12 protein-coding genes are annotated in these 16,882 nt (G+C 42.8%); all 12 read right to left on the minus strand.

Annotated elements, in window-relative coordinates:
• Nucleotides 1-11: 11 nt before the first annotated feature.
• Nucleotides 12-1,505: a DUF5687 family protein gene (locus Bovatus_RS22280; RefSeq protein ID WP_004301799.1), complete on the minus strand. Its 1,494-nt coding sequence runs from the start codon at nucleotides 1,503-1,505 to the stop codon at nucleotides 12-14.
• Between the two features lie 23 nt (nucleotides 1,506-1,528).
• Nucleotides 1,529-4,366 carry a M16 family metallopeptidase gene (locus tag Bovatus_RS22285; RefSeq protein ID WP_004301800.1) on the minus strand — a complete coding sequence of 946 codons (2,838 nt, stop codon included), beginning with the start codon at nucleotides 4,364-4,366 and terminating at the stop codon, nucleotides 1,529-1,531.
• An 81-nt stretch (nucleotides 4,367-4,447) separates the two neighbouring features.
• Complete coding sequence (kdsA, locus tag Bovatus_RS22290) at nucleotides 4,448-5,248, minus strand: 3-deoxy-8-phosphooctulonate synthase (protein ID WP_004301801.1); 801 nt, start codon at nucleotides 5,246-5,248, stop codon at nucleotides 4,448-4,450.
• 75 nt (nucleotides 5,249-5,323) lie between these two features.
• Entirely contained in the window at nucleotides 5,324-6,250 is a 927-nt protein-coding gene (locus Bovatus_RS22295; RefSeq protein WP_004301802.1) for a diacylglycerol/lipid kinase family protein, read from the minus strand.
• Nucleotides 6,251-6,308: 58 nt separating this feature from the next.
• A complete protein-coding gene (miaA, locus tag Bovatus_RS22300; protein WP_004301803.1) occupies nucleotides 6,309-7,229 on the minus strand; it encodes a tRNA (adenosine(37)-N6)-dimethylallyltransferase MiaA in 921 nt (306 codons plus the stop codon).
• A gap of 721 nt (nucleotides 7,230-7,950) precedes the next feature.
• Nucleotides 7,951-10,602, minus strand: a complete 2,652-nt coding sequence (locus Bovatus_RS22305; RefSeq protein WP_004301806.1) for a TonB-dependent receptor plug domain-containing protein — start codon at nucleotides 10,600-10,602, stop codon at nucleotides 7,951-7,953.
• A 23-nt stretch (nucleotides 10,603-10,625) separates the two neighbouring features.
• Nucleotides 10,626-11,831 carry a hypothetical protein gene (locus tag Bovatus_RS22310; RefSeq protein ID WP_004320882.1) on the minus strand — a complete coding sequence of 402 codons (1,206 nt, stop codon included), beginning with the start codon at nucleotides 11,829-11,831 and terminating at the stop codon, nucleotides 10,626-10,628.
• An 88-nt stretch (nucleotides 11,832-11,919) separates the two neighbouring features.
• Nucleotides 11,920-12,564, minus strand: a complete 645-nt coding sequence (locus tag Bovatus_RS22315; RefSeq protein WP_004301808.1) for an ATP-binding cassette domain-containing protein — start codon at nucleotides 12,562-12,564, stop codon at nucleotides 11,920-11,922.
• Between the two features lie 20 nt (nucleotides 12,565-12,584).
• The gene (locus Bovatus_RS22320) at nucleotides 12,585-14,132 is read right to left on the minus strand and encodes a DUF4836 family protein (RefSeq protein WP_004304609.1); all 1,548 of its coding nucleotides are present in this window, start codon (nucleotides 14,130-14,132) and stop codon (nucleotides 12,585-12,587) included.
• Nucleotides 14,133-14,183: 51 nt separating this feature from the next.
• Nucleotides 14,184-14,882 (minus strand): 16S rRNA (uracil(1498)-N(3))-methyltransferase, encoded by a 699-nt coding sequence (locus Bovatus_RS22325; RefSeq protein ID WP_004301810.1) that lies wholly within the window; start codon nucleotides 14,880-14,882, stop codon nucleotides 14,184-14,186.
• Nucleotides 14,883-14,890: 8 nt separating this feature from the next.
• Nucleotides 14,891-15,484, minus strand: a complete 594-nt coding sequence (locus Bovatus_RS22330; protein ID WP_004301811.1) for a bifunctional nuclease family protein — start codon at nucleotides 15,482-15,484, stop codon at nucleotides 14,891-14,893.
• 13 nt (nucleotides 15,485-15,497) lie between these two features.
• Nucleotides 15,498-16,748 (minus strand): nucleoside permease, encoded by a 1,251-nt coding sequence (locus Bovatus_RS22335; protein WP_004301812.1) that lies wholly within the window; start codon nucleotides 16,746-16,748, stop codon nucleotides 15,498-15,500.
• Nucleotides 16,749-16,882: the final 134 nt, after the last annotated feature.

Raw genomic sequence — 16,882 nt, forward strand, 5'->3', positions numbered from 1 at the left:
TTCATGAGCGTTTATTGGCGGCTGTCTCTGAAGCCTTCCATGTTTTCGTATCGCCGTTTCATGAAACGATGATATACATTTTTAATCCATAAAGGAGAAGTCAGGGTAAATCCGAGACCGACAACTAACAGAATTATGTAAGTGATTGTTTCACCTAAAAATGCATTTAATAGACTGTATAAGATGAGAGGCACACCGAAAGCAGCGAAATTAACCACCATCTGTATAGCGCTATTCGTTTGCCGGCTTGCCACTTTCTCGTTTAAGGGTACCGTCTGTTTGTTGTAGACAGCCAGTTGGAAAAAACAGAAATAAATAAAGCCGATGGTATAGAAAAACCAGGCAAAGGCGCCCAGTAAAGTGAGTTTATTCATGATGATGGCGGGAATCATGAGTATGAAAGGTATGATTTCGCCAATGCTGTATGTGTAATATTTGGCTTTCAGCAGACTCATAATTGATTCTTTACGAGACATCAGGCCATCAATGTAATTACCTTCGAATGACATAATCTGTGAAAGGATAATCATTCCGAATACGGCAAAGTTGTATACACAAATGAAAGAAGTCATGAAATTGCCGTCGTAAACACTGGAAAAGCTAAGTGCAACGGAGAAAGCTACCACTACAATCGCGATATTGCGCAATGCACCTTTGCAGCGGCGGTTGCGTAAAAGCATTTTCAGTTCCAGCCTCATATATTCGCCAACTTCCCCGTAGCGTTCGAAGAATTTATATTCGGAGACATGTTTAATCTGGCTATCTTCTACTTTTGCCAGCTCTGCATAGATAAGTCCGGACATGATCTTGCGGTTAATCAGCCATAAAATGGCAATCACAAGTATGGTGCCGAGAAAATAGAGAATGTTGCCCTGTATATATCCGTCTCCCAGATCCATGAAGAAATAGAAGAGAGGACTATCTTCGGGAATGAAAAGAAGGCAGCCTATTCCACCGTAGAAAGCGATAGGTAATAGAATCCACCAAATATGTTCGTTGATAAGAGTGCGGCAAAGCAAGTACCAGTAATTATTGGCAATAATCAATAGCAAGATACCGATAAGATAGGTGATGACACCGGGGATACCGAAAAACTTGGTAATAGTGATGAAGGAAAAAGGGACAAACAGAAACAACCAGAACAGGTTGAACAGGCTTAGTCCCGAGCGGATTAGTAAGAAGTCGATGACACGAACTCGTTTAACCGGCAGCAGGAGGTAAGGTTTTACCTCCTGCGTCGGTGTTTTTTGAAACGGAACACGCAACAGAAAGTCTAGTGCCAGGATAAAGATCAGAACCACTGCGTTCATCACATGATATGGTTCCCGGTTGGGAACCATATCAGAAAATCCGAACGCGAACGTCGTACCGAAGAATATCAGGTAACCGGCCCAGAATGCGCCCATGACATAACCGAGTATTTTAGCAACTTTGTTCTTTTCATACATCGGATGCCGTTTGGCGGCAAGCCTTCCATGTTTGCGTAATTCGTTGAATATCATCATTCAGTAGATATACTAGAGAATTTTTATTTGTTTTCTTCCGGCACGGTCATGATGACTTGAATTTCGTTGTTCTGTTTCAGCAATTTGGCGAGGAAGTCTTGCACTTCTTTCGCTGTGATGCTGTTGACCAACTTTTCATAGTCTTTTGTATTATCCACACCCGTGTAGAGGTATTCGTCCATATTATTAAGCCAGTAGCCGTTTTCTTTCTGGGCGTCTTTATACTTCTTCAGCATATATTCTTTGATCTTCTGCATGTGTTCGGCAGACGGACCTTCTTTTGCCATTTTGTGAAGTTGTTCTACAACAACAGCAGACAATTTATCTTTCTTGGCAGGGTCAGTTTGGAATACAATCTGAAGAACAAGTTCCTCTTTCGGGTATTTACCAAGACTTCCGTTACAGCTTACACCGTATGTACCTCCTTCTTTTTCACGGATTTCAGCAGTGTAAACCAAATCCAGAGCCTGATCTAAGAAGCTGAGCAGGACATTGTTGCGCAAGTCATATTTGCAAGTGCCGCTATAAAGGAACATGATGGTAGCCATCGGAGTTTCCTGTGCCTTTGCAAATACATTTTTGATCTCTCCCTTGCGGATATCCATCTTGTTATCTTTGAAAGTCTCTTTACGGTTGATAGATGGCAGACCTCCCAGATATTTAGCGATTAACGGTTTCATTGTAGCCAAGTCTACGTTTCCTACCAGGAAGAAAGTGAAGTCACTTGCATCTTTGTAGCGGTCTTTGTACATTTCAAGAATACGGTCATAGTCGATCTGGTCTACCATGTTTTCTTTCATTCTGATAGCACGTGGATGGTGGCCGTATAGTACGCTTGTAATAGTGTCGCTGAAAGCAGTCATCGGGTTAGCGTCCGCATTTTGAAGTTCAGCTTTCAGACGGTTCTTGTAAGATTCGAATGCTTCATTATCCTTACGCGGAGATGTGAAAGTCAGATAAGTAAGCTGCATCATTGTCTCAAAGTCTTTCGGAGCACAGCTACCGGAAACTGTTTCCGTAGTGTTGCCGATACCCGCACCTACGTTTGCACGTTTGCCGGCTAAAGCTTTACCCAGATCCACTTTGCTGAAATTACCGATTCCACCTACCAGAGCTACTCCGTTTAATTGAGAGATATTGATAATTTCTTCGTTCGGGAATACGCTGGTACCACCGAGGCTTACACCTTTCATTACAATCTGGTCAGCCTTGAAATCAGTTGGCTTCACATATACGGTTACGCCGTTGGAAAGTACCAACTTAGTCGTACCATAGATTTCACCAGCTTTTTCAGAAACAATCTTGCCACCTTTAATATCTTCAGAGATTAGCGGTTCGTTAGAAACTTTATCTTCATAAGGTTTCAGATCGAATGACTTCATTTGTTTCAATAAAGCAGCAATTTCTTCTTTAGTAGGGTATTTTGCTCCTTCTTTTTCCGGACCGGCCAGCAAAACCACCTGATTGTTGTCAGTGATTAGTTGTTGCATCACCTGATTGACAGCTTCTACAGGGATATTCGGAGCCAGTTTGTTTACCAGTGTATATTCAACTTCGATTCCCGGAATCGGTTCTTTTTCAAGGAAATTGTTAACGTATTCGTTGACGTAAGAACCACTTTTAGTCTTTTCACGTTCGTTGTAAGCAGATTCTACGGCTTGCAGATAGTTGGCGCGTGCGCGTTCATATTCTGATGCGGTAAATCCGAAGCGGCGTGCACGTTCAGCTTCTTCCAAAACTGTTTTCATTGCTAAATCGATACCGTCTATTTTGCTGCTTGCATCAAGTGCGAGGGCTTCTTTAGTCTTGGCAAGGAAATAGTTTCCATATTCTGCGCTTGCACTAGTGAAAGGAGGATTAGCAGTTTGGCGGAGTTCGTTCAAACGATTGTTCAGCATATTCATAGCCATGCTGACCATATACTGAGTAGCATAATAAGCAATGGTATTTTTCAAAGAATCCGGTGTAGCGTCTTGTTTGAAGAAGATGTTCACATAAGGATTCTTCACTTCCTTGTCTGTACCGATATAGATCAGCGGTTCCTGATTATCTGCCACTGGATAGTAGATACGTTCGGCCGGGTTTACCGGAGCTTTTACATCTGCGAATACTTTTTTCAGTTTGGCTTCAATTTCATCTACATTGATATCACCTACAATAACGATTCCTTGCAAGTCCGGGCGATACCATTTCGCATAATAATCGCGGATATCCTGATAAGGGAAGTTGTTGATAACATCAATACTTCCGATAGGCATACAGTCTGAATATTTAGAATCCGGATACAGAGTAGACTGTGCATCAGTCATGATGCGAAGCATACCACTGTTGCGGCTTCTCCATTCTTCGCGGATAACGCCACGCTCTTTGTCAATTTCCTTGTCGGCAAGGTTGATAGCGCTCGACCAGTCGTGAAGGATCAGCAGACAAGAGTCTACCACGTTTATATTTTCAGTCGGTACGTTGCTGATATTGTACACCGTCTGGTCGACACTGGTATATGCGTTCAGGTTCGTGCCGAATTTGATACCTTTTGTTTCACACCAGGGCACGATGCCAAGTCCGGTTTCATCACCTGGGAAGTGCTTTGTTCCGTTGAAAGCCATGTGCTCCAAAAAGTGAGCCAGACCACGTTGTTGCGGTTCCTCAAGAATGGAACCTACTTTCTGGGCGATGTAGAATTCAACTCGTTTTTCGGGAAGGGCGTTGTGGCGAATGTAATAAGTAAGCCCGTTGTCTAGTTTACCGATGCGAACATTTTTGTCCACAGGTAATTCTTGCATGGGTTGTGCAAGTACGAGCTGGAAATTGCAGCATATAAAAAGGACTGCAATAAATAATCCACGTAATAAATGTTTCATGTTCTATTTAGTTTAAATAAATATTTCTGTGTTATTTGTCGTTGTGCTTGGTTGTAAATCACAAATAGACAGGGAAAAGAGTTATTTTATAGCTTCCCGTATCCTGACTAGCTTAGTTAACAGTCCTTCCAGAAGGTCTAACTTTAACATATTGGCACCATCGCTTTTGGCTACGGCAGGGTTTTCATGTGTTTCGATGAATATTCCGTCGGCACCTACGGCGATACCTGCTTTGGCGACAGTCTCTATCAACTGCGGCATTCCTCCCGTTACCCCACTGGTTTGGTTGGGTTGCTGCAAGGAGTGAGTGACATCCAGAATCACCGGATAGCCAAATGACTGCATTTCGGGGATACCACGGTAGTCTACAACAAGATCTTGATAGCCGAAAGTTGTTCCACGTTCGGTAAGCATCACATTCTTGTTTCCGACTTCCACCACTTTGTCGGCAGCAAACTGCATTGCCTGCGGTGAAAGGAACTGTCCTTTCTTGATGTTAATCGTTTTTCCGGTTTTGGCTGCGGCAACCAACAAGTCGGTCTGGCGACAAAGAAAAGCTGGGATTTGAAGTATGTCCACGTATTCGGCTGCCATTGCAGCTTCATCTGCAGTATGGATATCGGTTACGGTGGGGATTCCGAAAGTCTCATGTACCTTTCTCAATACTTTGAGTGCTTTCTCATCGCCAATGCCGGTAAACGAATCCAGACGTGAGCGGTTTGCCTTACGGTAAGAACCTTTGAATACATAAGGTATTTGCAGTGCTTCGGTGATCTTTACTACTCGTTCGGCAATGCGCATTGCCATTTCTTCACCTTCTATCACACACGGACCGGCCAACAGGAAAAAGTTGCCGGCGGGGTTGTTCTTAAGTTCTATCATTTTATTATTTACCAATTACAAATTATCAATTAGATTGTGAGTATATGTTTCTCTCCTTGGGTGGAGTGATCCTGATTAGTTGGGGATGATAAGCGTTGTCTTTTCCGGGAGCACGCCTACTTCTAAAGGAAAATGTTTAGGCAACAAACGCCCGTCCAAATCCACCGCTGCATTCTGTGCCCGGAGTACCTTTACTTTTCTCGTCCGGTAGCTTTTCACCACTTTGTGATTCAGGATTCTTCCCTGAATCAGCATCCATAGCCCGGAAATAATTTGCAGGAATTCCGGGCGGTAGATTACAGATACATCCAGCCATCCGTTGTATGGAACGGCACTGGGAGTTTGTCCCCATCCCCAGGCACTTCCTATACATACGGTCATGATGCGTCCGCGGATATGTTCATCATTGATGCGGAGATGCATTCTGTAAAGTTTCCGTTCGAAGATGAGGGAGAACAGGGCGGCAACGTATGAAAGGAACTTCACACCCCAGAAACGTTTGGTCTGATCGGTGATTTTGACGATTCGTGCTCCCAGTCCGATATTAACGGCATTGAGGAAATAGCGACGCTGGTGTTCGTTTCCGTCGTAGAAGTTGCAGTAGCCTACGTCTATTTTCTTCAACCGATGATTGATGATACAGTCGACAGCCGGCTTGTATTCGGTACTAAGTCCCCAATATTTGGCGAAGTCATTTCCGATACCGTTCGGAATCATGCCGAGGGCGATGTTCTCTTTGTCTTCGGCATCGGATAGCATAATGCCATTGATGGCATCGTTCAATGCCCCATCACCTCCCACAATGACAATCGTGCGATAACCATTGTTGGCCAAGATTTTAGCGAGACGCTCTACCGAACCGAAACCTTCGGATTGTACATAGTCATAGTCTACACCTTTACTGTCCATGTACTCCTTAATTTCTTTCCAGCGCTTCTTTACCTTTCGGGTACCAGCTTTGGGGTTGTAAATCACTCCCCATTTCTTCGGTTCTACACTCATATTTGTTTATCTATCCTATTGTGTATTAAAAATCGCACTATAATAACTGCCAAAGATACTAATTCCCTTGCAGTTTCTCTTTTACAAAAGCTATCTTTTCTTCCATCGGCAGCTCTGCATTCATCCAATGGATCGTAAATCCTCTTCTTTCCATGCCGCGGAACCAGGTCATTTGTCGCTTGGCAAACTGATGGATGGCTATCTCCAAACCGTTGAGCATTTCTTCATAAGTCAGTTTGCCTATGACGTATAATGTCAGGTATTTGTATTCCAGTCCATAGTAGATGAGATCGTCCGGTGCAATTCCCAGTTCGATCAATCGTCTTACCTCGTCCACCATTCCTTCATCCAATCGTTGTTTCAATCGGCGGGTGATCTTTTCACGGCGCAGTTCCCGGTCAATGTCCACTCCGATGATGAGACTGTTCAGTTCCGGGAATTCCCTTTCGGGAACCGGATGGGCTGCATAATACTCTTCAATTTCTATCGCACGTATCGCCCGTTTCACGGTATCCACGTCGGTGGAGTTATGCAAAGCCTTGTATTGACTTAGCATTTCCGTCAACTCTTCCAGCGAATGATTTGCCAAACGGTTACGCAATTCCGGATTTTCCGGTACGGGCATCAGTTTATATCCTTTCAACACGGATTCCAGATACATACCTGTCCCTCCACATAAAACGGGAAGACAGCCTTTTTGTTTGATGCTTTCGTAAGAATTCAAGAAATCACGTTGATATTCAAACACATTGTATTTATATCCGGGGTCTGCAATGTCAATCAGATGATAGGGGATTGTACGTCCGTTTACGGTATAGTCGGCCAAATCTTTTCCTGTACCGAGATCCATTCTTCTATATATCTGACGGGAATCGGCACTGATAATTTCTGTGTTGAGTTCATAGGCCAAGGCAGCGGCAAAGGGAGTTTTACCCGAGGCTGTAGGTCCGAGTATGGCGATTAAATCATAGTCCGGCATAGCTTCATTCTTTTATATCTGCAAAATTACGAAATATTTTTAACCTGTTTGGTATTCAATCGCTTTTTTATCAAGATTAATAAGGGGATAGGGAAGGTTAATTTGCATTTTAACCTCTAATTGGTGGTATTCAATCTAATAATAATGAAGTGTATGAGAATACCGCCATCTGATATTATCTACTATAATATTTGTGTTGTTTTTATTGTCAATCTGTCAGGGTAGTGGCTAATCTTTTGATTTTTAGTGGAATATGGCTGATGATAGGAGCTGACAATAGGCTGACAATAAAGGTCTTGTTTTTTATTGTCAGCTTTGTTTTTGCTGATTAAATAGTATAGCTATTTGATAAACAGTTGTTTATCTCCTTTTTTATCATGATGCTATTTTTGTGATAACTTCTGTATATCTGTATGTTTTTACGTTATATTACCACTAAGGTTGTGTTGAAAAATCAGGTGTGATAACTCTAGTATGCTGATAGAATAACACGGAGATACGGGTAAAGTAGCTTAAAGATACTGGCATTGTTCAGCTAGAGTGCCTTTATTGTTCAGCTAAAGTACCGCTCTTGTTAGTTCTCCACGGCCGTGGTGAATGAATGATATCGGTAGCTTAACAGATGTATACCTGCTTGATAGAATAAAGATAAAGGTGCCTTAATAGAGTTGTGCTTACTTGCGTAAGTCTATAAACCTGACATTCAAAATCTTTTCCACATTTATCTGTTGTTGATCGTTTGTACTATCCGGCATACCTTTCCGTTTTTATCCACGCCTTCTATGGTTATATCTTCCGGTGCAGTGCTGTCCGGAGTATAGTATTCGATGGTTGCTTTTCCATTAGCATCCAGTTGAAGGGTAGGATTCCAATAGATCGTACTTCGTAAATCCGAGCGTTGGTCATTCTTCTTTTCAGGCGTATCATAAGTAGGATGATAGAACTCGACCGAGTCGCTGTACCCCAGTGGAGTACATGTGATAATGCCCTGTGCCGGTCTTGCCGGGATATCTTTGCCGTCTTTCAGCGTAATAACGATAGCACCTGCCGAACCGCGGGAACCTAAGATCGCTGCATCGGCACCGCGAAGAAGGCTCAAGCTCGACATATCACTGGTTTGTATCATGGTCAGGATGTCGTTATCGTCTTCATACACCACGTCGTCAACAACAATGACAGGTTGCTCGGGATTGTTGCGGATATGTATTTCATTTCCATTTGTCACGCTAATGCCCGGAAGTCTGGTGACTGCATCAAAAGCTGTTTGTGCACCGAATCCTTCCAGTCTGTCCCCTTCGATCGTGTAGGTGTTGATACCTCCTGTGTAAATACTTTCTGAACTGGCCTTTTTACGACTTCCAGTGACTACCACTTCTTTCAGATTGTACACTCTCATTCCACCTTCCATGTAATATTGGTCGCGGGTGTTGAGCAAATAATCTTCCATAAACGTTGCTGTTCCATCATGGAAAGGAGACTTGTGCGAAGTTGCCGGGTATTGAGGAGTGTCAATCACGATGTCCACTCCGGCAAATCCTCTTTTGGTACGTGCCTGAACAAGGAAAGTCGTGCTATCTCTGAAAGATGTGTTCACGATAAACTCTCCTTTTTCGTCTGTGGTGGTAGTGGCGATGATGTTCTGTTTGGGAGCCAGAATACAAATAGGTCCTTTCTTAACGTTACCTCCAAAGAAACCTTTGATACGTCCGCTGATAGTTTGCCCCTTTTCCATATAGTTGGTGAGGTTCATTGAAGGTGCAGTCAGTACATTCTGGATATGGTGTCTGCGCCATCCGTGCGTCATCATCAGGAAGTCTACCGTGCGGAGAGTCCGGAGGTCTTGCTGCAAAAAATAATATCCGGGATTTTCTACATATCCTTTTAAGTCGGAGGTCAATAGAAAATTCGATACGATATTGTCAGCAAGCGAATCCGGGCGGATACTCTTTCTGTCGGTAATGCTGATGGAAAAACTACCTTCTACCGGAGTACCGTTATCGTCTTTTGCTGAAATTTGCAGGGATACCTTTTCTCTTTTTCCGTATGTCGGCTTATCTGCAAGAATTTGCCATTGATGCGGATTCCGGTCGGGTATGAAAACCAGGCGTTCGCTAAGTGCGTTGCCCTGTTGGTCGATCAGCATGAAATGGGTGATGCCTGCGTTGAATAAACTGTCGTTCATTCTTCCAAAAGTCCTGTCGATACTGACTGGCTGCAGGATGACCAGCTTTCCACGAGTGTGCGCAATCAAGAATAACTTTTGAGGCCATTCGGTAGCTTCTGTTTTCTGGATTTCGTAACGGATTTCCTTTTTATAATGTGTCATGGAAAGTGTGATTCCTTTTTCTTCTACAGCTGGGAGGTCGAATCGTTTACTGATACCGTCACCGGATTTGGCAATCACATAGTAAGAGTTTCCCACAGTCGGATTCAGTGTGAAAACTCCCATGCCGTCATGCTCCGAGCGGAAAGCTGTCAATGTGTCTCCGTTGGCATCGAACAGGAATCCTTCTATTTCTGTAGAAAAGCCATCCGATCCTTGAGCCTTGAAAGCTATATTCTGATGAGCAACGGTCAGGAGAGCACCTCCTTCCGGGAAGAACTTAACATCAAAGTCTTTTGTAAACGAAGGCAGATAGAAAGTCTTTTTATAAATATATTGGGGATCATCGAACTCTACTTCAATGTGGCGTGTGGCAATAGGCTTCAAATCCGGCAGGGAAATAGAAATCAACCCATTCTCGTCTGTCTTTCTTTTACCTTTATCTTTAATCTTTCCGTTTTCAATGTAGCGGTAGCGGATGGCAGTATTTCCGAAAGCCTCTTGGGTATTGCTGGTAAATCTTACCTTGGCTGTATAATGTGATTCGTCTTCTTGCTGATACTCAATATTTGAAACAATCGTATTATCAATCGAATTACCGATTTTCAGATTGCGTGAATAAAAGAATTCCGGTTCCTGATTAAGCATCCAGTTGCTATATCCCCGCAAATAATAATCACCTGCAGGGAGAGTGGGAGGGAGGGTGAAAGCATTATGAAAACCCAATGAATCTCTGCGGATCTTTTTCCGTTCTACAATAGAGTCGGAACGGTTGACAAGCTCTGTAATGATGAAGTTGCTTTGTGTATTATCTTGATGTGTAACAGAGTTTACCAGATATCCCTTGAACCATATTTTTTCTCCTGCCCCATAAAAGGGCTTGTCCAGATGTAAGTAGAGTTTCTCCTGTGGGATTTTTTCCAGTAGATTAAAATACGCAATAATTGTATCTTGTACGTTTTGCCCTGACAATGGGGCAAAACAGAACAGTATTCCGAAAAAGAAAGCTATTAAGCCTCTATGGATAGAAAATGTAGTTTTGTTTTTCATACGTTATGTGTTTGATTCTACATCTATGATTTGTGCATCCAGATCGAAAGCACTTTCTTTTTTACTGCCAGTATGTTAATCACCGATACAACGATAAATAATAGAATACCCATACTGATTGCTGCCCATAATGATCCGGTTTCCAGCTGTGGAAATAGGATGCGGATGCTGTCTATGTAATAACTGCGCAACCAGGAGACTAATCCGATGGATAATACAAGCACAATAACGTTCAATCCTACCGTGAGCAACTGATAAGGCAATGCTACCTTGTTGGGACTGTATCCGATTAGTAATAGACTTTCCAGCTTGGTTGTATTCTTTTGTAAAAGCAGGAAGATGCTCAACATCAGTATATAGAATGAAAGGATACTGATAAATAAACCCACTCCCAATACAATACCTACGATAAGACGGAGGAAATAAGTTGTTTTTCCGGCATCCAGCTTACCATCTTCCGTTTCATATCCTTTCTTCTGAAAATAACTGGCGATGGCGGAATCTGCCGGATTGCTAACCTCGATAATCAATCGTGCCGGTTGGGCTTCTGCATTCGGTGCGAAATTCTCATTAGCCCATTTCATAAAGGACTGGGGAACAAGAATCGTATTCAGACGATTGGAAAAACCGACAATGTTTCCTTTGTACTGTTCCACCCGTCCGTTGCCACGCATCATAATATCCATTTGAATCAGACTCATTAACCCTTCCGATAGTTTGGGGAGGCTGCGGCTTTGCGCAAAACCGAAGTTATAAAGGTTCAGATAGTTGCGCGGAATGATAATGGGTATGGTATGTGTGTTTTCATCGAAATGCCATTTATCGAGTTTGATGTCGACAAACTCATCGGGAACAGACTCAAAAAACATATCTGTGGAAAGATGAATACCGGCTTCCTTCATTCCCAATCCTGCTGAAACTTTGAATTGAGAAGGAGTGAAAGCTCCTATTGTTTTGGTAAACGGTTGCTTTTTCAGATCCGCAATTTCTTCGGCAGAGAATGTATTACTCTTTCCTGCAAAAGAACCGAGAGCACTGATTTTCTTTGTAGCTATGATGAAATCCTTTTTCATAAAGCTGTCTCCTTCGGTGAATACCGGAATGACATCTTTATAAAACTGTACGCTAAGCAATACAATCATCATGCCGAATAGGTTGGCTAAAAAGAAACCGGCTAATTGACCGATACTGATATGTTGGCGGAGAAGCTTCCAGACAAGAGTTGGCATTTTATTTACGATTTTACAATTTACGATTTGAAATGATGCTGTGAAAAAGAGGTTGTTCATTACCTGCTACCTGTTATTAACCAGCTTACTACAGTTGAAGTGTATGGCTGTAAGGCAACTCGATATGTTTACCGATGGAAGTGGCGATCACTCCGGCTCCTTGTGCCTTTGCTTCAGCGATGATAAGTTCACCCATGATGCGGCTGTTATCATCGTCCAGGTGGCTGATCGGTTCATCCAGAAATAAAAAGTCGAACGGCTGGCAGAGCGCCCGGATAAAGGCGACGCGCTGTTGCTGTCCGAAAGATAGCTTGCCGGCTTTCACATTTATTTTATCTGCGATCCCCAGTTGTTCGAAGAACGATAAGATTTCTTTTTTCTTTTTGCATCCGGTGAGGTTATTCTTCAATTGCACATTTTCAAGAGCGCTAAGTTCGGTGAAGATGCGTAAATCTTGAAAAAGCATACTTAGTGAATGCTTTCGCAGGTCGACCCATTGCTTCACGGAGTATGCTTTGATATTGGTTTCATCGAAATTAATAATCCCCTGATAGTCGTTGCGGTAGCCATAGATATAGCTGCACAACGAAGATTTGCCGGTGCCGGAAGCAGCTTCAATCAGATACATTTCTCCTTTCCGGAAGAAAAGATCCTGATGCCATACGTCCGAAGTCACCGAATTACGGTCAGCAAACACTTGGGGAAGTGTTTGCTGTAAGTGAATACTATTCATACCGTTGGTTTATACATTTATTACATGCCGGCAAATTGCTTGGCAAAGTCTACAATTTGTTTGAGGGCATTTACATCTTTGTCTTTCAGGCAGAGGTCAATCTCGCTGACTTCCCCTTCTGAACTCATGGACAGGTAAGAAACCTTGTTGGCCAGTTCGATATATGTCTTAGCTTCCTGTCCTCCGAAACCTGCTACCATTTTAACAATAGGCAGATCGAGGATTGCTTCGGCATTGATTGCTATAAATAGGCTCTTTCCCTTCATATCCGATGCATAAGGAGCATCTTTGACTGATTTGTCGGCAGCTTTACCTACGTTTTTGTAGAGTAACTCATCATTGGTTGCATACATTTGTTTATCCTTGATGCCGAAGAATATATTCATGCCTCTTGTCTTGTAGACATATTCGTCTTTGCCAAGTTGCATGATATCTTCCCCTCTCTTCAATCCCAATGATTCCTTGTTCTTGTAAATCATTTCAAGAGCATTGCCGTTCTTCACGTCAGCGTACATCATGAAAGTGGGAGCACTGCTCATCGTTACGTTGATTAATCCTGCAGAAATATCACCATTGAACGAGCTGAACAACTCTTTTACTTCGTCTGCCTTAGCGATAGATACTGTGTTGCGGAATTCCTTGTTTTCGCTCAACAGGTTATACAGTTCGCCTCCTTTTACACCTACGTTGAAGAACATCAGGGTAGAAGCCGGGAAGTATTTAACGAAAGTATTATTCGCTTTTCCAACAGATTCCATTTGTTTTTTTAGGAGAGCTTTCACTGCTTCGTTTTCAGTATAGTTTTCTGTTTTGAGGGCAATCTTTCCTTTTTCAAAGTTCAGTCCTCCTATCAGAGTGATGTCTTCCGCTTTCACTTCAGTAGGTAATCCCATGGTTATCTGATCGCGGTAGGTTGAAGGAATAGCTGTCATGGAAGCAAAGAAGTTAATATCACTTTTCTGTTTCTCCATTTTCTGGAAAGCTCCTGATTTCACGATACTATTGCTTGCTGTCTGTTTCAACAAATTAGTAATGGCTTCTTTGGCTTTATCAGTTTGAGTTGTTCCGCTGACATTGACTACCAATATAGTAGAACTATTGAAAACAAGCAAACCGCTGTTCATCGTTGTAAAACTGTAACCGTCAGCTTCGCCTACCGGTTGGCAGATCTGTTCTTTTGCCATCACGTCGAGTGAAGCATGCAACTTATCTTCATTGTTCACTTTACCTACAACAGTAGGATAAGGGAAAGAAGATGAAGAGAACACATAGAATGGAGATTCAACATCGATTCCCGATTCGCCCGGATTCTTCATAACCTTTTCCAGTTGTTGGAATGTGGCCGCATTCATTCCGCTTTTCAGTGCTTCCAGTACTTTTTGTTTAGCAGCTTCATTCTCTTTATCATCCAATCCCGCTTTGCTTGCGAGGGATTTAAGGTTGATAGAGGCAACTACCGAAGCGTCAGCCGGTATCACATTTGTATATTCCGATGTTTTGGAACATGCTGCCAGAAAAACAATCAGTACTGCCAGTACCGAGAGTCGTGAAATCGTTTTCTTTGCCATACTTATGTTATTTAAAAGTTGTATAATCATTGATTCAGACATTTACTGCTGTTATTGATTTTGCAGATTCAGCGTGTGGCAGGCCACCAATGCCGCTGTTTCTGTACGGAGCCGTGATTTGCCGAGACTAATCGGAACGAATCCCCGTTCGATGGCCTTCTTCACTTCTTCTTCACTGAAATCTCCCTCGGGACCTATCAGGACAAGGGCGTCTTCTCCTGGTTTCAGAACATTCTTCAATAGAGGTTTCTCCCCTTCATAACAGTGGGCGATAAACTTCTGTCCTTTAAACTCCTGCCTGATGAACTGATCGAACTCAATCATTTCGTTCAATTTTGGCAGTCGTGCCTTGAGAGATTGTTTGATGGCTGATACCAGAATCTTTTCAATCCGTTCGGTCTTGATGACTTTACGTTCCGAGAAACGGCAGTTGAGGAAAGTCAGTTCGTTAAAACCTATTTCGGTAGCTTTCTCTGCAAACCATTCGTTGCGGTCCATATTCTTCGTTGGTGCCATGGCAATGTGTAAATGGCACGGCCATAACGGTTCCTGAAAAATGGTTTCTTTGATGTTTACGAAACAACGTTTGTTGGTTGCAACAGTAATTTCAGCTTTGTAGAAGTTACCCTTACCGTCGGTAAGCGTGATTTCGTCTCCGATACTTAGCCGCAGAACACGGATACAGTGTTGTGCTTCCTCTTCGGGAAGCTCGTTGCTTTTCTGTATATCTGGAGTATAAAATACGTGCATAATATTACTTACTGATTTTTATTTCTTGAATTGATTTGATCGCGTATCTGCGCGGCTAACTCGTAATTCTCATCTTTAATAGCCTGTTCCAGTGCTTCTTCAAGCGTTCTGGAAGTAGCACCGGGCAAATCATGTTCTTCTTCAGCCACTTCGTCGTTGTCCGTTTCTTCAGAACGGGTTCTTTCTTCTGACGACATGTGAAGACATTCCTGTTCAAGAATAGATTCATAAATAAGAATCGGGCAGTCGGCACGCACTGCCAGGGCAACTGCGTCTGAAGTCCGTGCGTCGATACGTATAATTTCTTCGTCTTTTTTGAGGTAAATATAGGAGTAGAAAATACCATCCTTTGCTTTGTAAATTAATACACGTATCAGGCTGGCTCCCAGTATAGTAAGACTTGTTATAAATAAATCATGTGTCAACGGACGGGGAGTTTTCACTCCTTTCAGATATAAAGCGGTAGCCTGGGCTTCCGCTGGACCGATGATGATAGGCAGTTGCCTTTCACCGTCCACTTCGCCCAATAGCATAGCAAACGCGCCTACTTGCGCCTGGCTGTTCGTGATATTTATAACTTGTAATTCTACCTTTTTGTCCATCGTTCTCTTTTACTTAATTTGTTTTACTCTCCTGCTGGTGTTTGTACTTGAATACCAAGGCAAACAGAATGCCGATTACCAGCGCATAAGCGGCAAAGATCAGCCAAATGTTCATCCATTCGCGACTCACCAGTCTGCCGTCGGCATATACAGAGAATGCATCAACTACCGCACCGCTGGCATATCCGCCCATGATGGCTCCCAATCCGTTAGTCATCATAAAGAACAAGCCCTGTGCACTGGCACGGATAGAAGATTTGGCTTCTTGTTCAACAAACAACGAACCGGAAATGTTGAAGAAATCAAAGGCCATACCATAAACAATCATGGAAAGGATCAGCATCCATAGTCCTGATCCCGGATCTCCAAAACCGAACAGGCCGAACCGGAACACCCAAGCGAACATACTGATTAGCATGACTTGTTTGATTCCGAAATGACGCAGGAAGAAAGGTATGGCAAGAATAAACAATGTTTCGGACATCTGTGAAATGGATAACAGGATGACTGAATGTTTCACTCCGAAAGAATCTGCATATTCAGGGATGCTGGCAAAACTGCCTAGGAAAAGGTCGCCGTAAGTATTCGTAATCTGCAATGCTGCACCTAGAAGCATGGAGAAAAGGAAGAAAATAGCCATTTTCTTTTTCTTGAATAACACCAGCGCATCCAGTCCGAAAGCGGAGAGCCATGATTTGTTTTCAGATTTAGCCGGTCGACAGGCCGGGAGCGTAAATGAATAAAGTCCGAGTAGCAATGCGGAAGCACCTCCTACATAAAGTTGTGCACTTGAATTCTTGAATCCGGTAAGGTCGACAGCCCACATGGCACAAATAAAACCGATTGTTCCCCATACGCGGATAGGAGGGAAGTCTTTAATCAGGTCACATTTGTATTGCTCCAGTGCATTGTACGATACCGTGTTGGCGAGGGATAAAGTGGGCATATATACCAACAAGTTGAGTAACATGGCCCAATACATCTGGTCGTATCCCGTTGCGGTGGAAGCGTAGAAGAGACATCCTGCTCCTGCAATATGGCAAAGTCCGTATAAACGTTCTGCATTAAACCATTTATCGGCAATAATACCGATAATACCCGGCATTACCAAAGAGGCAATCCCCATGGTGGCGAAAATGGCTCCGATTTGTCCTCCTTCAAAATGAAGTTCTCTTCCCATATAACCACCTAATGATATTAACCATGACCCCCATACAAAGAATTGCAGGAAGTTCATAATAATCAAACGAACTTTTATACTCATGACTTTTTTAATTTGTGTTTCTCTTCACATTCATAAACCTTGCAAATATAATATTTTCGTTGAATAGGTGGATAAGTAATTTGATAAAAAGGGGATAAAAATGGCATAAATGCGAAGAAAAGATGAGATTTGGG

This window comes from Bacteroides ovatus, assembly GCF_001314995.1.
GTDB lineage: Bacteria > Bacteroidota > Bacteroidia > Bacteroidales > Bacteroidaceae > Bacteroides > Bacteroides ovatus.